The organism is Bacteroides faecalis, assembly GCF_003865075.1.
GTDB lineage: Bacteria > Bacteroidota > Bacteroidia > Bacteroidales > Bacteroidaceae > Bacteroides > Bacteroides faecalis.
Window position 1 is genome coordinate 36435 of sequence record NZ_BHWB01000021.1, and the last position, 25036, is coordinate 61470.

Sequence of the window (25036 nt, forward strand, 5' to 3'; positions counted from 1 at the left end):
GACAAGAACCGGACATGACCTTTTATGAACCGACCGGATGGAGCTCCAGCAATACGGGTGCTCAATTACTAAAGGGAATGGGATATGTGGATAAATATGTAGTGACGCAAACGAATGATGCGCATTGGGGAAGATCTGCTGCAAAAATTGAAACTCTGGATTCTAAAGGAAAGGATGCGGGATTTGCTAAGATTCCGAAAGTTACTACCGGTTCATTGTTTTTAGGAGCTTTTAAAACTAGCTTTCCTAACACACTTGAAAGTACTAAGTTCGGTATTGAATTTGGTAAAAAACCGCTTTCACTGAAAGGGTATTATAAGTATGCCCCAGGTGAAGATTATTATGTTTGTCAATCTATCGAAACTTGTGATATGGCAACAGTAGATGCTAGCCAAACTGATGCATTCTCTATTAAAGCTGTATTGTATACTACCGATGAGTACAAAGCTGATTACTCCGACTGTCTGACAGGAGTCGATATTTATACTTCAAATAGAGTGGTAGCAACAGCCTCCCTGGAAGGGGGAGCACAATCTGATTGGACATTCTTTGATATTACTTTAAACTATACCAAGCCTTATGATACCAATCAGAAATACCGTTTTGCTATTATCTGTTCGTCTAGCAAAGAAGGGGATAAGTTCTGTGGAGCTCCGGGTAGTGTACTAATAGTGGATGATTTTGAATTGATATCAGCAGAGTAAGTATAGCTCTGTTGGAAAGTCTTTTAATGATCTGTATTTAAAGCTTTATTCAACTAAATACAGATATAACATTCTTATATGAGTGCCAGCGTATTGGCACAGCTATGCCACTGTGTTGGCACGATGGTGCCATTGTGTTGGCGCTGTTGTGCCAATATATTGGCACAAACTAATCAAAAGCAAGAGAAAGAATCTTAGAATGCGTATCCGAATCCTATGTTTAAATAGATAGGATACATGGCAAATGTAATCGTGTGGAAATCGCTTTTAAAGATGTTGTTTAATCCCCATGTGAGGTCTGCATAGATATTGAGATGTTTGAATGCCCTCCATCCTGCACCGAGTTGCAATCCCCATTGGAAATGTCTTAAGTCGTTTGAAAAATCATAAGTTGCGATTTTTCCGTTGTTAAATTCCACTTTGTCTCCTGTAGGATTTCCTTCACGAAGATAACCTTCATAAACGTGCCCGGAAAACTCTCTAGAAAGTAGATAGGAGAAGTAAGGACCTCCCTTTATATTCCAGCGGTTATTTATTTTGTAGGTAGCCATTAGTGGAATAGTCAGACCGGAAGTATGTACTTTCGTTTTTACTCCGCCTGTCCATGCCCCACTTATTCTTTCGCCACCTTGTCCCAGAATCTCCATACTGTAATTTTTTACAGTAGCTTGTGTGATCATGGATTTATTTTCGAGTCGAAGTCCGGCAATGATTCCAAACTTGTTTTGAAGAGCGAACCATTTGGTTACTTCTCCTCCGATACTGATAGCAAGAGTAGGGTTGTAACTATCAATAGATCGAATTTCTGTCGGGAGCGGAAGTGGGGCTGTACCGCCAATACTAAAACCGGCTTTTATTTCGTACTCTAATCCATGCAGGGCAGAGCGAATAAGCGTTTCATTTCTATCGACTTGAGAATAGGCGGGTAAAGCAACTCCTGCGGCAATAAGCAGACTTATTATATAGGGATAGATTTTCATAATTCTGTTGTTAGAATGAGTATTCTGTTTGCTATTAATTCTCCGAATGATAAATCAGTTCAACTTCATCAATTTGTAGGTTGCTGCCGACTGCTCCATTGAAATGATCTCCTTCAAGGCTGGAAGAGAAGACAATAGATATGTTATATTTTCCTTCTTGGAGCTTTTCTTTGTCAATAAACTTTCCAGGAAGGGTAGTGAACGGAAGTTTGAAATAAGTCCATTCGTTAGTCTCCTTAGCGTCATTGATGCGTGCCATTGATACCAGATTCGGACTTGTGAACGCATTGGTTCCGTCAAGAGTGGAAACTGTTTCACTGGTCTCGTACATGATGGCATATATATCACATATATCTCGTTTGCCATTGACCGGTTTCCCACCTTCGGTAAATTGACTTCCGGCTTTATACTTATAATAACCTGCCAGATAAGTAGGAACATGTCTGAAAGGAAGACCGAATTTAGTCGCTTTCAGTGGACTGGTCATAGCGTTGTTTACATCAAAAGAACCGATAAAGAGATTACCTGCTGCGATGGGCATTCCCACCATTTGTCCGAAAAATCCGGTGCTGCGGGTAACGAGCGATAAACATTTGCCTTCATAACCATCTGTTGTCTGGAAGGTTGGGTAATCATCGGCCGTTTTGGCAACTCCGGTCAAAGCATATCCGGCATTTCCACTTGCCCATTGCATAATTACTTTCCCTGCTTTCCGCTCTACAAAAATGTAATATTTCTGTCCACCAAGCGTATCCTCAAAATTATAGTTGGTTGCTAATTCCGTATCGATAACAGATACTGTATAAAGTTTCTTCCAAAAGCCATCAGCAGCGGTTACTGTGTATTTCTGCGGTGATTCGAAGTTGCGTTCTGTTCCCCCGACAGGGGTGATGCTTGCACCCGGTGTAAGAGTGAATTCCGGTGCAAGGGCTGATAGATCAGTTCCCGGATCAACAAAGAGAATGATGGAATTATTATTTATGATAGGACTAGTCGTCATGATGATTCCCGGTAAACTGCAAGTTAATATATCAGCTTCTGCGTTTGGAGCCTCATTACGGATACATGCAGTGGAGAGGATTATCGACAACGTATAGATAATTACGTGTTTTGCTCTCATTTTCTTCATTAAATTTACTTATACATATTACTACTTCAAGTGTTTTATAACAATATGATATTTTATTTGTTCAATATAAGATGATCAGTAGAAAAGATTTTCCTACTTTTGTGGGAACTAAATCTATGTTATTTATGATTGAGTCAGAAAGAAAACAAATCATCGGTTTAATAAAAAGAGAAGTCGTTCCGGCAATAGGCTGTACTGAACCTATCGCTGTAGCACTTTGTGTTGCCAAAGCTGCTGAAACTCTAGGAGTGCAACCTGAAAAAGTCGAAGTACTGTTAAGCGCTAATATATTAAAGAATGCGATGGGAGTTGGTATTCCCGGAACAGATATGGTTGGACTTCCGATAGCAATTGCGTTAGGAGCTTTGATCGGAAAGTCGGAATATCAGTTGGAAGTTTTAAAGAATTGCACTCCGGAAGCTGTAGAGCGGGGAAAACTGTTTATAGGAGAAAAACGGATTTGTATTTCTTTGAAAGAGGATATTACTGAGAAATTATATATAGAAGTCATTTGTAAGGCAGCAGATAGAATAGCGAAAGCCGTAATTGCGGGAGGTCATACTACCTTTGTTTATATAGCAATCGACGATAAAACTCTCCTTGACAAACGGCAAATAACCAATGAAGAGGATGAAGAAGAATTGCTTGAGTTAAATCTACGTAAAGTATATGATTTTGCTTTGACAGCTCCTTTGGATGAAATCCGTTTTATTCTTGATACTGCCCGTTTGAATAAAGCTGCCGCTGAACAGTCTTTTGCCGGTAATTATGGACACTCTTTGGGAAAAATGCTTCGCGGAACATATGAACATAAAGTGATGGGAGATAGTATTTTCTCTCATATCCTTTCCTATACTTCCGGAGCTTGTGACGCTCGAATGGCAGGTGCAATGATTCCGGTTATGAGTAATTCCGGCAGTGGTAACCAAGGAATTTCTGCCACTCTTCCCGTTGTAATCTTTGCCGAAGAGAACAATAAGACAGAAGAAGAATTAATTCGTGCTTTAATATTAAGTCATCTCACCGTTATCTATATCAAGCAAAGTCTTGGACGTCTGTCCGCTTTATGTGGTTGTGTTGTAGCTGCTACAGGTTCCAGTTGTGGAATTACCCGGCTGATGGGAGGTAATTATAATCAGGTCGCTTTTGCCGTTCAAAACATGATCGCTAACTTGACCGGTATGATTTGTGACGGAGCAAAACCTAGTTGTGCTCTAAAAGTAACTACGGGAGTATCAACTGCTGTATTATCCGCTATGATGGCAATGGAAAATCGTTATGTTACTTCTGTTGAAGGAATTATTGACGAAGATGTAGATCAAAGTATTCGTAACTTGACTCGAATTGGTTCGCAAGCTATGAATGAAACGGATAAAATGGTTCTTGATATTATGACACATAAGGGGTGTTGATAAACCTTCATAAATTTAAAATCACCCTTGCTACAACTATTTGTGGCGAGGGTGATTTCGTTGAAAGGGGAGGCTTTACACATCCCCTTCATACTTCTTTTATCTTCTTGTTTTGATTAATGGCAATGTCCGCCTTCGCAACCACAGTTGTCACCACATTCATGGTCGCCACAACCACCGCCACAGCTATCGCATCCGCAGCCACCTTCGCCGCTCATAGACTTTATTAAATCTTGAATTTCTTCGTTAGTAGCGGGACGGCTTTCGATGACTTCGCCTTCGAAGATCAAAGCAGCACCAGCTAGTGGGTGGTTAAGGTCTACAACTACTACATCGGGTTTGATTTCTACTACGCTAGCATTTACGCGTTGTCCTTCTGAAGTCATCAAAGGAACTATACTTCCTTCTTTAACACGTTCGCTGTCAAATTTACCATCTATCTCAAATATATTTTTAGGAAGATCGATAACGTGTTGTTCATCATACTCACCATAAGCTTTTTCAGCAGGAATGGTAAAATCGAATTTATCACCTTTAGAAAGACCGGCAACCTGGTTTTCGAAATCTTCAAGTGTTGCGCCTAATCCTGAGATAAATTGAAAAGGGTGTTCGGCTTTAGCTTCTTCGAACAACTCTTTTTCTCCGTTTTCCATTGTATATAGTTTGTATGCAACGGTAATGTACTTGTTTTCTGCTGTTTCCATTTAATTTTTAATTTCTGATTAATAAATTCCGGTATTCCGGAAGAACAAAGATACGTACTTTATTTGGTTGAACCGGATGCAAAGATAGTAAATTTCAGATTATTAAGCGAAATGTTAAAAACGAACACTTCTGTATTCTTGTGATTAATAGCGGGAATTCAATCTTTAAGTGATAAAATAGGATTTATACCCGTACTTTTCTTACGATTATTCGCTTTTTTGCGTTTTTTTTCTTCGATTTGTTTGGAGATAAGAAAAAAGCCCTTACCTTTGCATCACGAAAATGAAAAGAAGTTATGAATATGTTACATACATCTATTAACCTAGCAGTTCTGCATATTATTCGCGTCGTGGTGGTCCCATCAAGAGCGTGAGAAAGGTTTTATGTATGTATTCGTATCATAAAAGATAAAATTTGGAGCCTTTCTCACTATTGTGAGGAAGGCTTTTTAATTAAAAGAAATATTGAAATGAAAAAGCAATTACGCAGTTCGTTTAGTACACAGGGACGCCGCATGGCAGGAGCCCGTGCATTATGGGCAGCCAATGGCATGAAGAAGAGTCAGATGGGTAAGCCTATTATAGCTATCGTTAATTCATTTACACAATTTGTTCCGGGACACGTGCACCTGCATGAGATCGGTCAGTATGTGAAAGCTGAAATTGAGAAGCTAGGATGTTTTGCTGCGGAATTCAATACAATAGCCATTGATGATGGTATCGCTATGGGGCATGATGGTATGCTTTATTCACTTCCTTCACGGGATATTATTGCTGATAGTGTAGAATATATGGTCAATGCACACAAAGCGGATGCAATGGTATGTATCAGCAACTGTGATAAGATAACTCCGGGAATGTTGATGGCAGCTATGAGGCTGAATATTCCTACAGTATTTGTTTCCGGTGGTCCGATGGAAGCCGGTGAATGGAAAGGTCAGCATTTGGACTTAATCGATGCAATGATTAAGTCGGCAGATTCAAGTGTAAGTGATGAGGTAGTGGAACAGATTGAACAAAGTGCTTGCCCAACTTGCGGTTCTTGTTCGGGAATGTTTACGGCTAACTCCATGAACTGCCTGAATGAGGCAATTGGTTTGGCATTGCCTGGTAATGGGACGATTGTTGCTACTCATGAGAATCGTACTGACCTTTTCAAAGATGCGGCAAAGTTGATCGTAGAGAATGCAATGAAATATTATGAAGAGGGGGATGACAGTGTACTTCCACGCAGTATTGCTACTCGTCAGGCTTTTTTGAATGCAATGACATTGGATATTGCGATGGGTGGGTCAACCAATACAGTTCTTCACTTATTGGCAGTAGCTCACGAAGCTGGTGTAGATTTCACTATGGATGATATTGATATGTTATCTCGTAAAACTCCTTGTTTATGTAAGGTAGCTCCGAATACTCAGAAATACCATATTCAGGATGTGAATCGTGCCGGTGGTATCATTTCCATAATGGATGAACTGGCTAAAGGAAAGTTGATTGATACTTCAGTTCGTCGTGTAGATGGAATGTCTTTGGCGGAAGCTATTGATGAATACTCCATAATGAGTTCGAATGTAAGCGAAAAAGCAATTAAGAAATATTCAAGTGCGGCCGGAAATAAGTTTAACTTGGTTCTGGGCTCACAGGATACATATTATAAGGAATTGGATAAAGATCGCACCAACGGCTGTATTCGTGATGTTGAACATGCTTATAGTAAAGACGGAGGATTGGCGGTCCTGAAAGGGAATATAGCTCAGGACGGTTGTGTAGTAAAAACCGCAGGAGTAGATGAAAGTATCTGGAAGTTTACAGGACCTGCAAAAGTATTTGACTCGCAGGATGCTGCTTGTGAAGGTATCCTAAATGGACGGGTCGTCAGCGGTGACGTTGTCGTCATCACGCACGAAGGTCCGAAGGGTGGTCCCGGTATGCAGGAAATGCTTTACCCAACTTCTTATATCAAATCCCGTCACTTAGGAAAAGAATGTGCCTTGATTACTGACGGACGTTTCAGCGGTGGAACTTCCGGATTGAGTATCGGACATATTTCTCCTGAAGCAGCTGCCGGAGGTAATATTGGAAAAATAGTGGATGGAGATATTATTGAAATCGACATTCCTGCCCGGACGATTAACGTGCGACTGACTGATGAAGAACTGGCTGCCCGCCCGATGACTCCTCTCACTCGTGATCGCTATGTGCCGAAGAGTCTGAAAGCATATGCCAGTATGGTAAGCTCTGCCGATAAAGGAGCGGTGAGATTAATCGATTGAGAATCATTAAAAAAATAAGTGCATTTGCCAATTAATGATTGGCTGGTATGCTACTACATTATATTATTATGAGTAAAGACTTAATAACAGGTGCGGAGGCGTTGATGCGTTCCTTAGAATATCAGGGGGTAGATACTATCTTTGGTTATCCGGGAGGTTCTATAATGCCGGTATTCGATGCTTTGTACGATCATCGAAAGAATTTAAATCATATATTAGTTCGTCATGAACAGGGAGCTGCACATGCAGCACAAGGTTTTGCTCGGGTATCGGGGAAAGTGGGTGTTTGCTTGGTGACCAGTGGCCCTGGTGCAACTAATACCGTAACCGGTATTGCAGATGCAATGATCGACAGTACACCGATTGTTGTAATAGCAGGACAGGTCGGAACCGGATTCTTGGGAACTGATGCTTTTCAGGAAGTAGATTTAGTAGGTATTACTCAACCTATTGCTAAATGGAGCTATCAGATTCGTCGTGCAGAAGACGTAGCGTGGGCAGTAGCACGTGCTTTTTATATTGCACGTAGCGGTCGTCCCGGTCCGGTAGTATTGGACTTTGCCAAGAATGCGCAGGTTGAAAAAACGAAATATGAACCTACGAATGAAGATTTTATCCGTAGCTATGTTCCGGTTCCCGATACTGATGAGGATTCTGTAAAAGAAGCTGCGGAACTTATTAATAACGCTGAACGTCCGCTCGTATTGGTAGGACAAGGAGTAGAATTGGGGAATGCCCAACAAGAACTACGTACTTTTATTGAAAAAGCAGATATGCCTGCCGGATGTACTTTACTTGGACTTTCCGCTTTACCTACTGACCATCCTTTGAATAAAGGTATGTTGGGTATGCATGGAAATCTAGGTCCGAATATTAATACTAATAAGTGTGATGTATTGATTGCTGTCGGTATGCGCTTTGACGATCGTGTTACAGGAAACCTTGCTACTTATGCCAAACAGGCGAAAGTTATTCATTTCGATATTGATCCCGCAGAGGTAAATAAAAATGTGAAAGTAGATGTTGCTGTATTGGGAGATTGTAAAGAGACATTGGCCGCTGTAACCGATTTGCTGGAAAAGAAACAACGTACTGCATGGATTGACAGCTTTAAAGAATATGAGCAGATTGAGGAAGAAAAGGTAATCCGTCTGGAACTTTATCCCCCTACTGAGTCGTTAAGTATGGGTGAGGTAGTACGTGCAGTCAGTGATGCTACCCAGCATGAGGCAATTCTGGTAACTGATGTTGGTCAGAACCAAATGATCTCTGCCCGTTACTTTAAGTATACCAAAGAACGGAGTATCGTAACTTCGGGAGGACTTGGAACCATGGGCTTTGGCCTTCCGGCAGCTATTGGAGCTACATTCGGTTGTCCTGACCGTACCGTATGCGTATTTATGGGAGATGGAGGACTTCAGATGAATATTCAGGAATTTGGAACCATAATGGAACAAAAGGCTCCGGTAAAAATGATCTGTTTGAACAATAACTATCTGGGTAATGTGCGTCAATGGCAAGCGATGTTTTTTAATCGTCGCTATTCTTTTACACCGATGTTGAATCCTGATTATATGAAAGTTGCATCTGCTTATGACATTCCTTCCAGGCGGATTTTTACTCGTGAGGAATTAAAAGGAGCTATCAACGAAATGCTTGCAACCGACGGTCCTTTCTTGCTTGAAGCTTGTGTGGTGGAAGAAGGAAATGTATTGCCAATGACTCCTCCGGGTGGTTCGGTAAACCAGATGCTGTTGGAATGCTGAAAATAAATGAAGAATGAAGATTTAAAAAGTTATGGATAAAACATTATATACGATTATAGTTCATTCCGAAAATATAGCTGGATTGCTGAATCAAGTAACAGCTGTATTTACTCGTCGGCAAATAAATATCGAGAGTCTGAATGTTTCTGCCTCTTCTATAAAAGGGGTACATAAATATACGATTACAGCTTGGACAGATAAGGACACTATTGAGAAAGTAGTGAAACAGATTGAAAAGAAGATTGATGTTATTCAGACTCATTACTTTACCGAAGATGAAATCTATTTTCATGAAATAGCTTTGTATAAAGTATCGACTCCTGCTTTCCAAGAAAATACGGAAGCATCGAAGCTCATTCGCAAATACAATGCACGTATTGTGGAAGTTAATCCGGTTTTTTCTATTGTAGAAAAAAATGGTATGAGTGAAGAGATTACTTCTCTCTATGAAGAGTTGCGTGCTTTGAATTGTGTGTTGCAATTTGTCCGTTCCGGTCGTGTGGCTATTACGACAAGTTGTTTCGAACGGGTAAATGAATTTCTGGATGGACAGGAAGCAAAGTATAACCAAAGTAAGAAACAACAAGAATAATGAACGGAGAAAACAAAATAGGTACTTATAAGTTTATAGCAGAACCTTTCCATGTAGATTTCAATGGTCGTCTGACGATGGGGGTACTGGGAAACCACTTGTTGAATTGTGCAGGTTTCCATGCCAGCGATCGGGGATTTGGAATTGCCACATTGAATGAGGATAATTATACATGGGTACTTTCGCGTTTAGCTATCGAGTTGGATGAAATGCCGTATCAGTATGAAGAGTTTACGGTTCAGACATGGGTAGAGAATGTCTATCGTCTGTTCACGGATCGTAATTTCGCTGTCATCAATAAAGACGGAAAGAAAATCGGTTATGCTCGTTCCGTATGGGCTATGATTAATCTGAACACCCGTAAGCCGGCTGATTTGTTGGCATTGCATGGTGGAAGTATTGTAGACTATGTGTGCGACGAACCATGTCCGATAGAAAAGCCTTCACGTATCAAGGTGACTACAACTGAGCCATCGGCTACAATAACAGCTAAATACAGTGATATTGATATTAATGGTCATGTAAACAGTATTCGCTATATCGAACATATTTTGGACTTGTTTCCAATTGAACTGTATAAGACCAAACGTATCCGTCGTTTTGAAATGGCGTATGTGGCGGAAAGTTATTATGGAGATACACTTACTTTCTTTTGTGATGAAGCAAATGAAAATGAGTTTCATGTAGAAGTGAGAAAACATGGAAGCGAGGTCGTTTGCCGTTCGAAGGTAGTATTTGAATAAAAGATTGAGATGAAGAAGTACTGTTTCATATTGCTACTTTTGATAACGGTTCAGGTAAGTGCTCAGGATTTTTACTTGTTGCCTAAGGTGGGATTGGGGTTATCCAATATCACAAACAATGACAAGGGTAATAATAGTACACGTCCCGGATTTAATTTTGGATTGGGTACAGGGCTTATTTGGAACGAAAAGGTAGGAATTGAAACCGGAATTTATTATCTGATGTTGGGCAATAAATTTAGTACGGATTATATTTCATATACAGCAAAGTTGGATTACCTTAGTATACCGATTTATGCAAAAGGATATGTTTATAAAGGATTGTTTTTATTTGCAGGTCCTCAATTTGGTTTTAATGTAGTCCGGGATGATGGAAGGGATGAGGATTGCTTATCGGATATCGATAGGGTCCGTAAATTTGACTTTTCTGTGGGAGTTGGTGCAGGTTATCAATGGGACTTTGGTTTACAACTTTCGGCAAGTTACAACCTTGGACTGATTGATGCTTGGAAGAAGTATCCTGAAGAATGGTCCGCTTCCGGAAAGAGGTGTAATAACATTTTCCAATTTAATATAGGTTGGACAGTAGGATTTTAGAAAGAAAGATTATAATTATTAATAACTCGCTCTTATTCATCTCCTTGTAGAGGATGAAAAGGAGCTTAAAAATTGAAAAAGAAAATGGCACAGTTGAATTTTGGCGGTGTTACAGAAACTGTAGTAATCCGTGACGAATTTCCTTTGGAAAAGGCTCGTGAAGTATTGAAAAATGAAACAATTGCTGTAATCGGTTATGGTGTACAAGGCCCTGGTCAGGCATTGAATCTGCGTGACAATGGTTTCAACGTAATCGTAGGTCAGCGTCAAGGAAAAACATACGAAAAGGCAGTTGCAGACGGATGGGTTCCGGGTGAAACTTTGTTCAGCATTGAAGAAGCTTGTGATAAAGGTACAATTATCATGTGTCTGTTGTCTGATGCAGCTGTTATGTCTGTATGGCCGACTATCAAACCTTACCTGACTCCGGGTAAAGCACTTTATTTCTCTCATGGTTTTGCTATTACCTGGAGTGATCGCACAGGTGTAGTTCCTCCTAAAGACATTGATGTAATTATGGTTGCTCCTAAAGGTTCCGGTACTTCATTGCGTACAATGTTCCTTGAAGGTCGTGGATTAAACTCTTCTTACGCTATCTATCAGGATGCCACTGGTAAAGCTATGGACAAGACTATCGCAATTGGTATCGGTATCGGTTCAGGATATTTGTTCGAAACTACTTTTGTTCGTGAAGCTACTTCCGATCTGACAGGGGAGCGTGGTTCTTTGATGGGAGCTATTCAAGGATTGCTGTTGGCACAATACGAGGTATTGCGTGAAAATGGTCACACTCCTTCTGAAGCATTCAACGAAACAGTAGAAGAATTGACTCAGTCATTGATGCCATTGTTTGCAAAGAACGGTATGGACTGGATGTATGCAAACTGTTCTACTACTGCTCAACGTGGTGCTCTCGACTGGATGGGCCCATTCCATGATGCTATCAAACCGGTAGTTGAAAAATTGTATCACAGTGTGAAGACTGGTAATGAAGCACAGATTTCTATCGATAGCAATTCACAGCCTGACTATCGTGAAAAACTGAATGAAGAACTTCGTCAATTGCGCGAAAGCGAAATGTGGCAGACTGCTGTTACTGTTCGTAAGCTTCGTCCGGAAAATAATTAATTTGGTATAAGTTATAATATCGAATAACATACAGGGTGTTCTTCTTGGAAGGACGCCCTTTACTTTTGGAATATTCGGTAAATATCTTACTTAAAAGTAGAATATTTATAGAATATCTCTAATACAATAAGTACAAGATTCGATGTATTTCTTAAAAGAGATAGAGATAAGGTGCTTTTGTGTTCTATATATTATGGTGTAGTTTATCTTAATCTGTCTTGTCTTTTATTCCTATAACTTGTTAAGAGATATGAAGTCATCTTTATAGTATTATTGGAAAGAAGCAAGATTAATATATTCCATTAACTTCTTGTAGAAAGGGTGTTTGGTTAGCGTGGCAGCATCACCTAAAATAACTAATTTCATACGTGCTCGTGTGATGGCGACATTCATTCGTCGTAAGTCATTCAAAAATCCGATCTGTCCATCCTCGTTAGCTCGTACTAGGCTGATAAATACCACATCCCGTTCCTGTCCCTGAAAACCATCGACCGTATTGACTGTAATGAGGCTACGAAAAGGACGAAGGAAATTACTTCCCTTAATTTTACTTCTCAGGTATTGAACCTGTGCTTTGTATGGAGAAATTAGTCCAAAGTCTATTCGTTCGTCTAAAATCCGTTGTTTGCCTATCCGGTTGATGTAAACTTCCAGTTCTTGTAATAATAGATTGGCTTCTTGTTTATTTATTCTTCCGAAACTTTCTCCTACAAATTCCTCATGGAAGTCCATCTCTGATGTGTCGATCCAACTCATGGGAGTATCATAGTCTAGTATTCCTCTATGACGTACTTCAGGAGCAGCCTCCAGTTCTCCATGGTAAAACCATTCGGAGGGAAAACGCATGATATCTTCATGCATCCGATACTGAACTTTAAGTAAAGAGACAGCAGAAGGTTTTTGTGCTACTATTTTTTCCATTAACGTATGGTCGAGTCCTCCGCGGGCAGCTTCGATACACTTGATAGTGGGAGGAAGTTGGCAATGATCTCCGGCAAGAATAACTCGGTCGGCTTTACGAATGGCAATCCAACAAGCAGCTTCGATTGCTTGGGCAGCTTCATCAATAAATAAAGTAGGGAAACGTCGTCCATTAAGCAAACGGTGATTGCTACTGACTAAAGTGGAAGCAATTACTCGTGAACTGTCGAATAGATCAGCATTGATTTGAATCTCCAATTCTGTAGCACGATCGCGTAGACGACTCATACGACTACGAATGCCTTCCCGTTCGGAATAACTTCCCCGTCGCATTCGGTTACCCATTTCCCGGATAGATTTTCGGATACCCCAAAGTTCCGGGTAAGCAGGATGATTTTCAAAACGGCGTTCGTAAGTAAATGACAACATCTTGTCATTTACTCGCGTAGGATTACCGATACGGAGTACCGGTACACCGCGATCCACTAATTTCTCACTGATCCAGTCTACGGCAGTATTGCTTTGGGCACAAACCAATACTTGCGGTTCGCGATGCAGCGTTTCGTAGATTGCTTCAACAAGTGTTGTCGTTTTCCCAGTTCCCGGAGGACCATGTACAATGGCAACATCTCGTGTACATAACACCTTATTGACTGCTGACTCCTGCGTGCTGTTTAGCCATGGAAAACGAACCGGATATAACTCTCGAAATCCGGTTTTGGAAGTACCTAATAAAATATCACGTAATTCGGCAAGGCGATTACCTTTGGCACGAAGTACATCTTCCAATGCTTCAAACATACATCGATACGATGTCTCGTCAAAGTAAAGTTGTACGCCCAGTACATCATCCGTCTGAAGTTCCAGCAGTGCACCTGCTCCGGGAAGAACAACGACCATTCGTTCTTCATCCGCATAACTGACGGTTGCAATGAAATTCATATATTTCACTTTTCCATCGAATGATTGGCGGAAAAAACATACGGGACGGCCAAACTCAAAAGAATGTTCTATTTCTTTATTTTCGGTTCGTGTAATATCTATTACAAGTTGATTCAGAGAATTGTAGTAACTTCGACCAGGAGAAGCAGGATACCAGCAAAGACCGCGTTTTACTTTGCGGGCGACACCCATCGTTTCGGTCTGCCGCTTAAACTCCTCCTTCTCATATTCATACTCCATTCGTAGGAGGAGTTGTTGTTGCTGAAGGTCCATAATCGGACTTTTCGGATTATTATTCATAATAGATGCAAAGGTAACAAATCTTCTGCTGGAAGCGAAAATATATTTCAATTTGTTAAACAATCAAGGAGCTTCGTTCGTTATTTTTATAGTTGGACTTAAAAAAAATAAAAGCATATGGTGTATGATTTGAATATGTTAGAGGCTTTCTATTCTGCCTATAAATGGAAGATAGAACACGTACGGGCTGCATTGAAACGCCCTTTGACATTAGCTGAGAAAATTTTATATGCTCATTTGTATCATGAGAATGATTTAAAAAATTATGAGCGGGGAGAAGATTATGTAAATTTCCGTCCCGACCGGGTGGCTATGCAGGATGCTACTGCACAGATGGCTTTACTTCAATTTATGAATGCGGGAAAAGAACATGTTGCCGTACCTTCTACAGTACATTGTGATCACTTGATACAGGCATATAAAGGAGCAAAAGAGGATATAGCCACTGCTACCAAGACAAATGCAGAAGTTTATGATTTCTTGCGGGATGTTTCTTCCCGTTATGGAATAGGCTTCTGGAAACCGGGTGCGGGAATCATTCATCAAGTAGTACTTGAGAATTATGCTTTCCCTGGTGGAATGATGGTAGGGACAGATTCTCATACACCGAATGCCGGAGGTTTAGGTATGGTAGCTATCGGTGTCGGAGGTGCTGACGCTGTGGACGTAATGACAGGTATGGAGTGGGAACTGAAAATGCCGAAGCTAATTGGTGTAAAACTAACTGGTGAATTGAACGGTTGGACTTCTCCGAAAGATGTTATCCTGAAGTTAGCGGGTATTCTGACCGTTAAAGGAGGTACCAATGCCATTATCGAATATTTTGGTCCGGGAGCTGCTTCACTATCGGCTACGGGTAAAGCAACTATCTGTAATATGGGAGCTGAAGTGGGAGCTACTACTTCACTTTTCCCTTATGACGAGCGAATGGTAACCTATCTGGAAGCTACCGGAAGGAAACGTGTCGTTGAAATGGCTGAATACGTTGCTGATGATTTGCGTGCAGATGAAGAAGTAATCAGTAATCCGGAGAAGTACTACGACCGGGTTATCGAAATTGATCTGACTGAATTGGAACCTTATATAAACGGACCTTTTACTCCGGACGCTGCAACTCCTATTTCCGAGTTTGCAGAGAAAGTATTATTGAATGGCTATCCCCGTAAGATGGAAGTGGGATTAATCGGTTCTTGTACCAATTCATCTTATCAGGACCTGAGCCGTGCTGCTTCTTTAGCAGAACAAGTTGCCGAAAAGAACCTGAGCGTAGCTGCGCCTTTAATTGTCAATCCGGGATCGGAACAGATTCGTGCAACGGCTGAGCGGGACGGAATGATTGAGGTCTTTGAAAAGATAGGCGCTACGATTATGGCAAATGCTTGCGGACCTTGTATCGGACAATGGAAACGCCATACGGACAATCCTACCCGTAAGAACTCCATCGTCACCTCATTCAACCGTAACTTTGCCAAACGTGCTGACGGTAATCCCAATACTTATGCTTTCGTAGCTTCTCCGGAACTGACTATGGCATTGACTATTGCCGGAGATCTTTGTTTCAATCCGTTGAAAGACCGATTGGTCAATCATGATGGAGAAAAAGTGAAACTATCTGAACCGGTAGGAAAGGAACTTCCGCCTAAGGGATTTGCTAAGGGTAATCAAGGATATATAGCCCCTGCCGGAGCAAATGTAGAAATAGCAGTAGACCCGAAATCACAGCGCTTGCAATTACTGGCTCCTTTCCCTGCATGGGATGGAGACGACCTGCTTAATATGCCGTTGTTGATCAAAACTCAGGGAAAGTGTACCACTGACCATATTTCTATGGCAGGACCATGGCTTCGTTTCCGCGGACATTTGGAAAATATCTCGGATAATATGCTGATGGGAGCAGTCAATGCTTTCAATGGTGAAACAAATAAAGTGTGGAATCGTTCGACTAATACTTATGGAACGGTCTCTGGTACTGCTAAGATGTATAAATCCGAAAACATTCCTTCGATTGTAGTAGCGGAAGAAAATTATGGGGAAGGTTCCAGTCGTGAACATGCAGCTATGGAACCACGTTTCTTGAATGTTCGCGTTATTCTCGCCAAGAGTTTTGCCCGTATTCACGAAACAAACCTGAAGAAACAGGGAATGCTTGCCATTACCTTTATAGATAAAGCAGATTATGACAAGATACAAGAACATGACCTTCTTTCCATAACAGGACTGGTAAATTTTGCACCGGGACGTAATCTGACAGTCGTTCTTCATCATGAAGACGGTACAAAAGAAAGTTTTGAAGTACAACATACCTATAATGAACAACAGATTGCTTGGTTCCGTGCCGGCTCTGCTTTAAATGCAAGATAAAAAGATGAGCAAAATAACAATGCAGGAAAATGGTACGCTATTGGTACCCGATATACCTACCGTACCTTATATTACAGGGGATGGAGTAGGAGCGGAGGTTACTCCCTCTATGCAGGCCGTAGTGGATGCAGCAGTGCAGAAAGCTTATGGAGGTAAACGTCGTATCGAATGGAAAGAAGTTTTGGCCGGAGAACGTGCATTCAACGCTACCGGTTCATGGTTGCCCGATGAAACGATGGCAGCATTTAATGAATATCTGGTAGGTATCAAAGGCCCGCTGACTACTCCGGTCGGTGGGGGAATCCGTTCACTGAATGTAGCTTTGCGTCAAACATTGGATTTATATGTATGCCTTCGTCCGGTTCGATGGTATCAAGGGGTACAATCTCCAGTGAAAGCTCCGGAAAAAGTAAACATGTGTGTCTTTCGTGAGAATACGGAAGATATCTATGCCGGAATTGAATGGGAAGCCGGTACACCGGAAGCTAAAAAGTTCTATCAGTTCCTGAAGAATGAAATGGGAGTGACCAAGGTTCGTTTCCCGGAAACATCTTCGTTCGGAGTGAAACCAGTTTCGAAAGAAGGCACAGAACGTCTTGTACGTGCAGCTTGCCAGTATGCGCTCGATCATCACCTACCTTCTGTGACTTTGGTACACAAAGGAAATATTATGAAGTTTACCGAAGGAGGTTTTAAGAAATGGGGATATGAATTGGCGCAGCGTGAATTTGCCGATGTTTTGGCAGACGGACGCTTGGAAATAAAAGATTGCATTGCTGATGCCTTTCTGCAAAATACACTGTTGATCCCTGAAGAATATTCAGTAATAGCTACATTGAATCTGAATGGAGATTATGTTTCCGATCAGTTAGCTGCAATGGTGGGAGGTATCGGAATTGCTCCGGGAGCAAATATCAATTACAAGACAGGACATGCTATTTTTGAAGCTACTCATGGAACTGCTCCTAATATTGCTGGTAAGGATGTAGTGAATCCATGCTCTATCATACTTTCGGCAGTAATGATGCTTGAGTATTTCGGCTGGAAGGAAGCCGCAGTCTTGATAGAAAAGGCTTTAGAAATGAGTTTTTTGGAAGCTCGTGCTACTCACGATCTGGCCCGTTTCATGTCGGGAGGAACTTCTTTGACTACCTCAGCTTTTACTCGTGAAATAGTAGAAAGAATTGAAAATAAGAAATAACGATCAAAAACGAAGAATATCATGAAGAAAGAGTATTTGATTTACAAACTTTCCGAGGAGATGAAGGAAGCTACCCGGATCGATAATGATTTGTTTTCCAAGTTTGATGTAAAGCGGGGATTGCGTAATGAAGACGGCACAGGTGTGTTGGTAGGATTGACTAAAATTGGTAATGTAGTAGGTTATGAGCGTATTCCGGGGGGAGGGTTAAAACCTATTCCCGGCAAATTATTCTATCGTAATTATGATGTGGAAGACATATCCCATGCCATCATCAAAGAGAAACGTTTTGGTTTCGAAGAAGTTGCTTATCTTTTACTGTCCGGTCGTCTGCCCGATAAGGAGGAATTGGCTTCCTTCTCTGAATTGATTAACGATAATATGCCGTTGGAACAAAAAACCAAGATGAATATCATCGAGCTGGAAGGAAACAATATCATGAATATTCTTTCTCGCAGTGTACTGGAGATGTATCGCTTCGATCCGAATGCAGATGATACCTCACGTGATAATCTGATGCGTCAAAGCATTGAATTGATTTCAAAGTTCCCGACTATAATAGCGTATGCTTTTAACATGCTTCGCCATGCAACACATGGTCGTTCGTTGCATATCCGTCATCCGCAGGAGAAACTCTCAATAGCGGAAAACTTCCTTTATATGCTGAAGAAAGATTATACAGAGTTGGATGCGCGTACATTGGACTTACTGCTGATTCTTCAGGCAGAACATGGTGGTGGTAATAACTCTACCTTCACAGTTCGTGTCACTTCTTCTACCGGAACAGATACCTATTCGGCTATTGCCGCAGGTATTGGTTCGCTGAAAGGTCCGCTTCATGGAGGAGCTAACATTCAAGTCGCCGATATGTTCCACCATTTGCAGGAGAATATCAAAGATTGGACAAGCGTTGATGAAATAGATACTTATTTTACCCGTATGTTGAATAAAGAAGTATACAACAAGACCGGATTAATCTATGGTATCGGTCATGCTGTTTATACAATTTCCGATCCTCGTGCGCTTCTACTTAAAGAACTGGCTCGTGATCTGGCACGTGAAAAAGGTAAAGAAGAAGAGTTTGCTTTCCTTGAACTGTTGGAAGAACGTGCAATCGCTACTTTCGGGCGTATTAAGAATAACGGAAAAACAGTATCAAGCAACATTGATTTCTATTCCGGTTTTGTATATGAAATGATCGGATTACCACAGGAAATATTCACTCCTCTCTTTGCTATGGCACGTATTGTCGGTTGGTGTGCACACCGCAATGAAGAATTGAACTTTGAAGGTAAACGTATTATTCGTCCGGCATATAAGAATGTTCTGGAAGAAGCTCCTTATATTCCTATCAAGAAGCGCTAATAGATGATTGGGTAAAACTGTCTTAAAATAGAAAAATAAGTCAGCTTTATTTATAATCAGTAAGTTAAGAATATCAAGATCCCCCTATTTTACTCTATTTTTATCTTAAAACAGAGCTAAAATAGGGGGATTTCTTTGGGATGAGTTTTAATTAAAAGCTTTCCTACAATAGAAAAAATGCATAATCCTCTATCAACCTATCACCACAATCTATCACCTATCACCTATCACCTTTGTCCGACTTATCATTTTTCTGATATAGTAACCTATACTACTTCTCTTCCAAAGTATTAATAGATAAATTCTTCTCCATTAAGACTAAACTTCTTTTTCTTTAATAGTAAAGTTTCTCTCTGTTTGGTATAAACTATAAATGGAACTTTTGATTGTATAGTTGCAAGTTCCGTTTATAAAAATGCAAGTTTCATTTATAAAATCAGGACTTGCAATTATAGATTGCTCTTTGGCAAAAATAACTTTTCTATTAGGGAAGAACAAGTTTAGTCTTAATAAAGAATAACTAATCTATTAAGACATTTGGAGAGAATAAGTAATAGTCTTGTGATTTTATATATTTGTTTTCCATATGTTCCTATATTACTTAGCAAAAAATATCAATAGTTTAAATATGGCAATAATATTAAGCGGTTTCCCTGTGAGACAAAGAGGCTTGTTACGGATCAGACTGACAAAAAACTTTCCGAACGTCCTCTTCCAAGTTCCTTGCTTCCTGTATCAGGATACAGGATATTGGGGATGTGCGACCAAAAGGTGTCAGTACTATAATATGTAAAAAAGAATAGGAAAAATACTCTCTCTCAGGAAGAAAAAGGTATTTAACAGGTTGGTAGCTATTATTAGGGTACGTGTGGAACATACCACCGGAAGTTCCGAATTCATGAGAATTGTAAAAGACGTATATCGATTCAGAGTGAACTTTCTCGTTGGGCGTACTTTTGCTATAAGTGCTACGCTACATAATCAGAGAATTAAAATCAAGCTGTGGGAGATAAACTAATTTATGCAAATTTGAATGAATGATACTGTTGCTTTTTTATATTGATAAACTACTCTGATATAAAGGTATGTAATTTGTGAAAAATGAATTGTCAATAAATATTTAAGCTTCTTTTGTGGTTATTTTTTTTATTGTATATTTGTATAAGGAAGTTACGAAAAGAGTGTAATTTATTGGAAATGAGCATTGGGTAATCGCTCATAATAGTAATAGGTTACGAATTAGTTAGTTATCTACTGCATTATTCTTCTGTGCGTTGCGTAACCTTCAAAGAACTCTTCGTATGCAAAAGTAACAATAAAACGGGAGATTTAGAAATGAATCTCCTGATTTTTTCTTCTCACACAAGTTTTTCCGTAAAAGCGATTTTATCCGTCAGCACACCATCGCCCAAAAAGATTTTGAACGAACGTGTGCCGACTGCCGCATAAGCGGAGAAAAGGGCTTTGCCTCACGCCTAAACAATAGTTTAGACTGATGAGACAAGGCCCCTTTCTTTTGTGCTTATGCCAAAGAGGTGCTTTTACGGGGTTTTGACGATTTTTCTTTTTTCGTTGTCCTTTTGAGCCGGAAGCGGAAAGCCGTGTATGACCGCACATTCCATAAATGGAACAAGCCGTCACTCACGGCAGACAAACCGGGAAGAATGATTTTATCCATCCGACCAAACACGTTTGGCCAAACAGATAAAAACATACTTCCTTGCCGATGGTTTGCCCGGTTTCACGCTACCGGCTATGTTCTTTTCTGTTGGGGATGTCTTTTTCACGGATTTCTCTTTTGAAGTTTTCCTGTCTAATCTGCCTCCACTTCCGTTTACCTCCATTTTCGCGCCTTTCAGTGAGCCGCATCAGGCAGTCATTTTCGTGCTGGGTGCAAAGGTAACTCCGGGATTGTACGGGAAAGCAAGGTCAAGCCTCTTGTTTTCTGGAAAAATCTCCAGCCCTTCGGGTAGTATTTTCCCGAAAAACCTTGCATTCCCTAATCCCTACCTTTTTAAGCACCCGAAACGAAAACGACCGATGCGACAGAAAGACGCATTAAAAAAAATGTCGGATAAACGAGAGGCAGATAAGATAGTTTGAAACTCAACTCCCTCAGCTCTTGAATCCGCATTAAAAAACAAAAAATCAAAAACAAAACGGATATGAGAACGGCAATAGCAACAAAATTCGTGGCATGGGAAGTACCAAGTTTGGAGAACCTGCAAGGCAGCAAGGTGTACGGACTTCGCACCAAACTGAACAATGGTGAGAAATTGAGCCGAGAGGAAAAGGATTGGCTTACACGCAACGTGAACAGCAACACCTATTTCAAGAGCGCAGTACCCTTGCAAGGTTGGATGTTTGACTTTTCCGACATTCTCCGAACCTACATTGTAAAGCAGTATGGACATTGGGCGGAATACAAGGCTACCGACAAGACCGCACTCCGCAGTTTCCTATACGGCAGGATAGACAGCATCGTGGAACTTAACAAATGATACGGCTATGACAGCAACGGTAAATTTCAGACAAATGGCGCAATACATAGGGCTTGCGATATGCACCCTAATCATGCGCACCGCCTTTTGGGTGTCCGGCATCCTTTGGTACATCGTCAGAGAGATAATAAACGGAGTGTTCCGAGTGGCAATAGGGGTAATCGTGGCTATTCTTTCCGTTATCCTGTTCTTCGGCTTCATTCTTTGGTTATTCACCCTTTAATCCCTACCGACATGGCAAAGAGAAGAAGCAAGACAGTGGAGCAACAATGCAGATACTACGAGGTGGGCAACATCTTCGAGTACATGGTGGAAACATACCTCAACGGCAATATGTCCGTGTTCCGTGGACTCTACCACGAACTGAACAAGAACGCACGGAAGGACTTTATAGACTTCCTATTGAGCGAGGTTGAGCCGATTTATTGGAGGGAGATTTTGAAACATACTATTTGACAACTCATAAAAACGACAGCGATATGAAAGGAACAGACCATTTCAAGAGAACGATACAGATGTATTTGGAACAACGTGCGGAGGAAGACACGCTCTTTGCGAAGAACTACCGCAATCCAGCCAAGAACATTGACGATTGCGTAACCTACATTCTGAACTATGTGCAGAAAAGCGGTTGTAACGGCTTCACGGACGGAGAGATATACGGACAAGCAGTACACTACTATGACGAGAACGAGATTGAGGTGGGCAAGCCTATCCAATGCCAAGTGGCGGTGAACCACATTGTGGAACTCACGGCAGAGGAAAAAGCAGAAGCACGTCAGCAGGCAGTCCGCAGATACCAAGACGAGGAACTCCGCAAGTTGCAGAACCGCACCAAGCCGACAAAGGCGAAAACAGAAACCCAAGTTCAACCCTCATTATTTGATTTTGGCTTATGAAACCGAGAAACAAATTTGAAAAAGCAGTTCTTGCCCAAAGCAAGAAACTACGCCCGATAACCCCGATACAGATAAATTGGGCATTCCGTAATTGCGTGGAGCATTATGCACACCGCTTGCCGAAAGGTCGTACCACTTGTATGGATTGCGGTCATAGTTGGGTAATGACGGAGCAGACCGAGCATTGTACGTGTCCCGAATGTGGAGCAAGTTTGAAAGTCTGCCTCACCTATCAGCGCAAGGTAAGACAAAAGCAGTATTTCACAACCCTTACCACAAGCGGAGAATACCAAGTGCTACGAATGTTCTTGCTTGTCGTGGGTATGGAGAAAGGGGTTAATGCCAAGTCCTATGCCCTTGAAATCGGGCAGTATTGGTGGAATGAACAAGGGCGTAAGGCTGTTGTTGCCATTCCACGCACATTGGGATGCTACATCGACACGTTCTCATTCGCTTCTCCTTTTGCTATCCGCAATGACAATGAAGCGTACCGCCATATCTCATATTCCCCGATATATCCAAGATATAAGGTGTTGCCGACGCTCCGCAGAAACGGCTTTAACGGCAATTTCCACGACATTGTACCCACCAAACTAATACCGGCATTATTGTCGGACAGCCGTGCGGAAACGCTGTTGAAGGCAGGGCAATATCCCATGTTGCGCTACTATCTGTACCACTCTTTCAATATTGGAGAGTATTGGGCTTCAATCAAGATATGTATCCGCAACGGCTATACTATTGAGGACGGCTCAATGTGGCGTGACACCATAGACCTCCTGCGTCATTTCGGCAAGGACACAAACAGCCCGAAATACGTTTGCCCTGCCGACCTCAAAGTTGAACACGACAAGTTGGTGGCAAAGCGCAACCTGCAAAGGAAACATGAGCGGACTGAACAGCAACGCAGGAAAGCGATTGAGGACGAGAAACAATATCTGAAAGCTAAGGGCATATTCTTCGGACTTGCCTTTACCGACAGCCTTATTTGCGTCAAAGTCATAGAGAGCGTGGAAGAAATGGCAGAGGAAGGAAGGACGATGCACCATTGTGTGGGCGGTTACCACAAACGAAAAGACTCCCTTATCCTATCCGCCACCATTGACGGAAAACGAATTGAAACGATAGAGGTGTCACTAAAAACTTTTGAGGTGGTGCAGTGTCGTGGCGTATGCAACGAGAACTCCGAATACCACGACCGCATCATCGCCCTTGTGAACAAGAACGCCAACCTTATCCGCCAGCGGATGAAAGCGGCATAATATCGACATCTAACAACTAACATTATGGAAGTAAGATTTGAAAGCATGGTTTTCCTATGGGATGATAAAATCCCCACGATGTTCCTTGAATTTATGAACCTCCTCACTCTTTGTCAGAGTGAGGAGCAATTAAGGGCGAGCGTCAAGGACTTTGCCGAGAAACACGAACTTGACAAGTTCTTCCTTTACGGCTTCGGCTCTCATCATTTCTACCTGCACCAACGCTACACGAGCGACCCCGAAATGGTGATGCAACACAGAGTGCTGTCTGTACATTTCTAATCATCTAAATAACAACGACTATGGCAACAAAAATGACAATTAACGGAGTAAGCACCTGCCAATCGGCAGGAACGGAGAACTACGAGAAATTCCAAACGGGTATCGGCAGACGCAAACGCACCCTTGTGCAATACGACTACCGCCACACGGACGGGGAACTTTTCTCTTGTGTCAAACCCACATTAGACGAATGTCGAGCCGCACGGGACAAGTGGCTAACGGCAAAGGAAAGGAAGGAGGAGAAGCGATGAACGAAGCAGGCTACCAAACGCTGATAGTCAAATTCAGCGAACCCATTACGGCATTGGACGGCATCTTTGACGATGCCGAAGCGTGGGGAGTTGATACCCTAAAGGGGTGGATAGACAGCTATGAAAGCAGCCGTTTCACTGCCATTGACAGCCATACGGCAGTCATCACGAGCGAGTATAACATGGAATGTCTGAAAGAGTGGCTGGAAAAATGCACACCCATAACCGAGAAAACAGAATTTTGAACATTGGGGCGGTGTCCGCACCGCCCGAACCATAAACCTAAAAGACAACGGATATGATAGCAAAGACAATTTTAGAGCAGATTGGCGGCAGACGCTTTGCCGCCATGACGGGAAGCAAAGACTTCACAGACATGGGCAACGGCTTGCGCATGAGCCTTGCGAGGAACAAGACCAGTGCCAACCGCCTTGACATCATCTATGACGGAGGGGCAGACCTATACAATATGCGTTTCTACCGCAAGACGTTCAGCAAAAAGACATTCGAGAGCAGGACGAAGGACATTGAAACGCACGAGGGGATATATTGCGATATGCTGGAGGAAATGTTCACGATGGTAACGGGACTTTACACCCGCTTTTGAGGGGTGGGCGGCAAAAGCCGCCTACTTTCTTTCATGAGCATGATGGCGGATAAGAAAGTAGGCAAAGAAACCTTTGTACCAATCTACGATAGTATTCACAAAAACAAGTTTTAATC

The 25036-nt window shown here is 41.6% G+C and carries 25 protein-coding genes and 1 pseudogene; 21 read left to right on the forward strand and 5 right to left on the reverse strand.

Translation table 11 applies throughout. From position 1 onward, the window contains the following. Nucleotides 1-38: 38 nt before the first annotated feature. Nucleotides 39-704, forward strand: a pseudogene (locus EJF25_RS26385) (PCMD domain-containing protein); the annotation flags it as partial. Nucleotides 705-898: 194 nt separating this feature from the next. On the opposite strand, the gene EJF25_RS21150 reads toward EJF25_RS26385, so the two are convergent. Further along, the gene (locus EJF25_RS21150; RefSeq protein WP_125042627.1) at nt 899-1684 is read right to left on the reverse strand and encodes a porin family protein; all 786 of its coding nucleotides are present in this window, start codon (nt 1682-1684) and stop codon (nt 899-901) included. Between the two features lie 34 nt (nt 1685-1718). Next, on the reverse strand, nt 1719-2804 hold the full coding sequence (locus tag EJF25_RS21155) for a PCMD domain-containing protein (RefSeq protein ID WP_125042641.1): 1086 nt from the start codon (nt 2802-2804) through the stop codon (nt 1719-1721). Nucleotides 2805-2938: 134 nt separating this feature from the next. On the opposite strand from EJF25_RS21155, the gene EJF25_RS21160 reads away from it, so the two are divergent. Continuing rightward, nucleotides 2939-4225, forward strand: a complete 1287-nt coding sequence (locus EJF25_RS21160) for an L-cysteine desulfidase family protein (RefSeq protein ID WP_125042628.1) — start codon at nt 2939-2941, stop codon at nt 4223-4225. A gap of 116 nt (nt 4226-4341) precedes the next feature. Here EJF25_RS21160 and EJF25_RS21165 read toward each other — a convergent pair whose 3' ends face one another. Beyond that, on the reverse strand, nt 4342-4929 hold the full coding sequence (locus EJF25_RS21165) for an FKBP-type peptidyl-prolyl cis-trans isomerase (RefSeq protein WP_125042629.1): 588 nt from the start codon (nt 4927-4929) through the stop codon (nt 4342-4344). Nucleotides 4930-5399: 470 nt separating this feature from the next. Between EJF25_RS21165 and ilvD the strand changes: the two genes are divergently transcribed. From ilvD to ilvC, 6 genes are all read left to right on the forward strand, one after another. After that, the gene (gene ilvD, locus EJF25_RS21170) at nt 5400-7202 is read left to right on the forward strand and encodes a dihydroxy-acid dehydratase (protein ID WP_125042630.1); all 1803 of its coding nucleotides are present in this window, start codon (nt 5400-5402) and stop codon (nt 7200-7202) included. Nucleotides 7203-7270: 68 nt separating this feature from the next. Next, on the forward strand, nt 7271-8968 hold the full coding sequence (gene ilvB, locus EJF25_RS21175) for a biosynthetic-type acetolactate synthase large subunit (RefSeq protein WP_125042631.1): 1698 nt from the start codon (nt 7271-7273) through the stop codon (nt 8966-8968). A 31-nt stretch (nt 8969-8999) separates the two neighbouring features. Further along, entirely contained in the window at nt 9000-9560 is a 561-nt protein-coding gene (gene ilvN, locus EJF25_RS21180) for an acetolactate synthase small subunit (RefSeq protein WP_125042632.1), read from the forward strand. Next, nucleotides 9560-10303 carry an acyl-[acyl-carrier-protein] thioesterase gene (locus tag EJF25_RS21185; RefSeq protein ID WP_125042633.1) on the forward strand — a complete coding sequence of 248 codons (744 nt, stop codon included), beginning with the start codon at nt 9560-9562 and terminating at the stop codon, nt 10301-10303. The genes ilvN and EJF25_RS21185 overlap by 1 nt, the downstream gene beginning before the upstream one ends. Before the next feature lie 9 nt (nt 10304-10312). After that, nucleotides 10313-10900, forward strand: a complete 588-nt coding sequence (locus EJF25_RS21190) for a porin family protein (protein WP_125042634.1) — start codon at nt 10313-10315, stop codon at nt 10898-10900. A gap of 84 nt (nt 10901-10984) precedes the next feature. Then, nucleotides 10985-12028 carry a ketol-acid reductoisomerase gene (gene ilvC, locus EJF25_RS21195; RefSeq protein ID WP_125042635.1) on the forward strand — a complete coding sequence of 348 codons (1044 nt, stop codon included), beginning with the start codon at nt 10985-10987 and terminating at the stop codon, nt 12026-12028. Nucleotides 12029-12298: 270 nt separating this feature from the next. Here ilvC and EJF25_RS21200 read toward each other — a convergent pair whose 3' ends face one another. Next, entirely contained in the window at nt 12299-14254 is a 1956-nt protein-coding gene (locus tag EJF25_RS21200; protein ID WP_125042636.1) for an AAA domain-containing protein, read from the reverse strand. A 54-nt stretch (nt 14255-14308) separates the two neighbouring features. On the opposite strand from EJF25_RS21200, the gene EJF25_RS21205 reads away from it, so the two are divergent. From EJF25_RS21205 to EJF25_RS21215, 3 genes are read left to right on the forward strand one after another with little or no spacing between them, the layout of a single operon-like run. Further along, a complete protein-coding gene (locus EJF25_RS21205; protein ID WP_125042637.1) occupies nt 14309-16552 on the forward strand; it encodes an aconitate hydratase in 2244 nt (747 codons plus the stop codon). 4 nt (nt 16553-16556) lie between these two features. After that, a complete protein-coding gene (gene icd, locus EJF25_RS21210) occupies nt 16557-17753 on the forward strand; it encodes an NADP-dependent isocitrate dehydrogenase (RefSeq protein WP_125042638.1) in 1197 nt (398 codons plus the stop codon). A 21-nt stretch (nt 17754-17774) separates the two neighbouring features. Beyond that, entirely contained in the window at nt 17775-19118 is a 1344-nt protein-coding gene (locus EJF25_RS21215) for a citrate/2-methylcitrate synthase (RefSeq protein WP_125042639.1), read from the forward strand. A gap of 1522 nt (nt 19119-20640) precedes the next feature. On the opposite strand, the gene EJF25_RS25185 is transcribed toward EJF25_RS21215, so the two are convergent. Next, on the reverse strand, nt 20641-20796 hold the full coding sequence (locus EJF25_RS25185; protein ID WP_004314171.1) for a hypothetical protein: 156 nt from the start codon (nt 20794-20796) through the stop codon (nt 20641-20643). 14 nt (nt 20797-20810) lie between these two features. On the opposite strand from EJF25_RS25185, the gene EJF25_RS25190 reads away from it, so the two are divergent. The 10 genes from EJF25_RS25190 to EJF25_RS21270 all read left to right on the forward strand — a co-directional run bounded on the left by EJF25_RS25190 (nt 20811) and on the right by EJF25_RS21270 (nt 24920). Next, complete coding sequence (locus tag EJF25_RS25190) at nt 20811-21221, forward strand: hypothetical protein (protein WP_181991826.1); 411 nt, start codon at nt 20811-20813, stop codon at nt 21219-21221. A gap of 62 nt (nt 21222-21283) precedes the next feature. Then, complete coding sequence (locus EJF25_RS21230) at nt 21284-21619, forward strand: hypothetical protein (RefSeq protein WP_004310306.1); 336 nt, start codon at nt 21284-21286, stop codon at nt 21617-21619. A 7-nt stretch (nt 21620-21626) separates the two neighbouring features. After that, nucleotides 21627-21842: a hypothetical protein gene (locus tag EJF25_RS21235; RefSeq protein ID WP_005643957.1), complete on the forward strand. Its 216-nt coding sequence runs from the start codon at nt 21627-21629 to the stop codon at nt 21840-21842. Nucleotides 21843-21853: 11 nt separating this feature from the next. Beyond that, complete coding sequence (locus EJF25_RS21240) at nt 21854-22075, forward strand: hypothetical protein (protein ID WP_005643956.1); 222 nt, start codon at nt 21854-21856, stop codon at nt 22073-22075. Between the two features lie 23 nt (nt 22076-22098). Further along, on the forward strand, nt 22099-22518 hold the full coding sequence (locus EJF25_RS21245) for a PcfK-like family protein (RefSeq protein ID WP_004310304.1): 420 nt from the start codon (nt 22099-22101) through the stop codon (nt 22516-22518). After that, complete coding sequence (locus EJF25_RS21250) at nt 22515-23780, forward strand: PcfJ domain-containing protein (RefSeq protein WP_004310303.1); 1266 nt, start codon at nt 22515-22517, stop codon at nt 23778-23780. The genes EJF25_RS21245 and EJF25_RS21250 overlap by 4 nt, the downstream gene beginning before the upstream one ends. 24 nt (nt 23781-23804) lie before the next feature. After that, the gene (locus tag EJF25_RS21255) at nt 23805-24062 is read left to right on the forward strand and encodes a DUF8466 domain-containing protein (protein ID WP_005827305.1); all 258 of its coding nucleotides are present in this window, start codon (nt 23805-23807) and stop codon (nt 24060-24062) included. A 20-nt stretch (nt 24063-24082) separates the two neighbouring features. After that, complete coding sequence (locus EJF25_RS21260; RefSeq protein WP_005643946.1) at nt 24083-24313, forward strand: DUF3873 domain-containing protein; 231 nt, start codon at nt 24083-24085, stop codon at nt 24311-24313. Further along, nucleotides 24253-24558 (forward strand): DUF6956 domain-containing protein, encoded by a 306-nt coding sequence (locus EJF25_RS21265; protein WP_005643944.1) that lies wholly within the window; start codon nt 24253-24255, stop codon nt 24556-24558. Before EJF25_RS21260 ends, EJF25_RS21265 begins: the two co-directional genes overlap by 61 nt. Nucleotides 24559-24611: 53 nt before the next feature. Beyond that, entirely contained in the window at nt 24612-24920 is a 309-nt protein-coding gene (locus EJF25_RS21270; protein WP_004310301.1) for a hypothetical protein, read from the forward strand. Nucleotides 24921-25036: the final 116 nt, after the last annotated feature.

Bases quoted from the DNA above. Each gene is read 5' to 3' on its own strand.
- EJF25_RS21240 (WP_005643956.1), top strand. From the start codon at position 21,854: ATGGCAAAGAGAAGAAGCAAGACAGTGGAGCAACAATGCAGATACTAC.
- EJF25_RS21215 (WP_125042639.1), top strand. From the start codon at position 17,775: ATGAAGAAAGAGTATTTGATTTACAAACTTTCCGAGGAGATGAAGGAA.
- EJF25_RS21205 (WP_125042637.1), top strand. From the start codon at position 14,309: ATGGTGTATGATTTGAATATGTTAGAGGCTTTCTATTCTGCCTATAAA.
- EJF25_RS21245 (WP_004310304.1), top strand. From the start codon at position 22,099: ATGAAAGGAACAGACCATTTCAAGAGAACGATACAGATGTATTTGGAA.
- EJF25_RS21190 (WP_125042634.1), top strand. From the start codon at position 10,313: ATGAAGAAGTACTGTTTCATATTGCTACTTTTGATAACGGTTCAGGTA.
- ilvB (WP_125042631.1), top strand. From the start codon at position 7,271: ATGAGTAAAGACTTAATAACAGGTGCGGAGGCGTTGATGCGTTCCTTA.
- EJF25_RS21150 (WP_125042627.1), bottom strand. From the start codon at position 1,684: ATGAAAATCTATCCCTATATAATAAGTCTGCTTATTGCCGCAGGAGTT.
- EJF25_RS21160 (WP_125042628.1), top strand. From the start codon at position 2,939: ATGATTGAGTCAGAAAGAAAACAAATCATCGGTTTAATAAAAAGAGAA.
- ilvD (WP_125042630.1), top strand. From the start codon at position 5,400: ATGAAAAAGCAATTACGCAGTTCGTTTAGTACACAGGGACGCCGCATG.
- EJF25_RS21165 (WP_125042629.1), bottom strand. From the start codon at position 4,929: ATGGAAACAGCAGAAAACAAGTACATTACCGTTGCATACAAACTATAT.
- ilvC (WP_125042635.1), top strand. From the start codon at position 10,985: ATGGCACAGTTGAATTTTGGCGGTGTTACAGAAACTGTAGTAATCCGT.
- EJF25_RS21265 (WP_005643944.1), top strand. From the start codon at position 24,253: ATGTCGAGCCGCACGGGACAAGTGGCTAACGGCAAAGGAAAGGAAGGA.
- EJF25_RS25185 (WP_004314171.1), bottom strand. From the start codon at position 20,796: ATGGATAAAATCATTCTTCCCGGTTTGTCTGCCGTGAGTGACGGCTTG.
- EJF25_RS21255 (WP_005827305.1), top strand. From the start codon at position 23,805: ATGGAAGTAAGATTTGAAAGCATGGTTTTCCTATGGGATGATAAAATC.
- EJF25_RS21230 (WP_004310306.1), top strand. From the start codon at position 21,284: ATGAGAACGGCAATAGCAACAAAATTCGTGGCATGGGAAGTACCAAGT.
- EJF25_RS21235 (WP_005643957.1), top strand. From the start codon at position 21,627: ATGACAGCAACGGTAAATTTCAGACAAATGGCGCAATACATAGGGCTT.
- EJF25_RS21250 (WP_004310303.1), top strand. From the start codon at position 22,515: ATGAAACCGAGAAACAAATTTGAAAAAGCAGTTCTTGCCCAAAGCAAG.
- ilvN (WP_125042632.1), top strand. From the start codon at position 9,000: ATGGATAAAACATTATATACGATTATAGTTCATTCCGAAAATATAGCT.
- icd (WP_125042638.1), top strand. From the start codon at position 16,557: ATGAGCAAAATAACAATGCAGGAAAATGGTACGCTATTGGTACCCGAT.
- EJF25_RS21185 (WP_125042633.1), top strand. From the start codon at position 9,560: ATGAACGGAGAAAACAAAATAGGTACTTATAAGTTTATAGCAGAACCT.
- EJF25_RS21260 (WP_005643946.1), top strand. From the start codon at position 24,083: ATGGCAACAAAAATGACAATTAACGGAGTAAGCACCTGCCAATCGGCA.
- EJF25_RS21270 (WP_004310301.1), top strand. From the start codon at position 24,612: ATGATAGCAAAGACAATTTTAGAGCAGATTGGCGGCAGACGCTTTGCC.
- EJF25_RS21155 (WP_125042641.1), bottom strand. From the start codon at position 2,804: ATGAGAGCAAAACACGTAATTATCTATACGTTGTCGATAATCCTCTCC.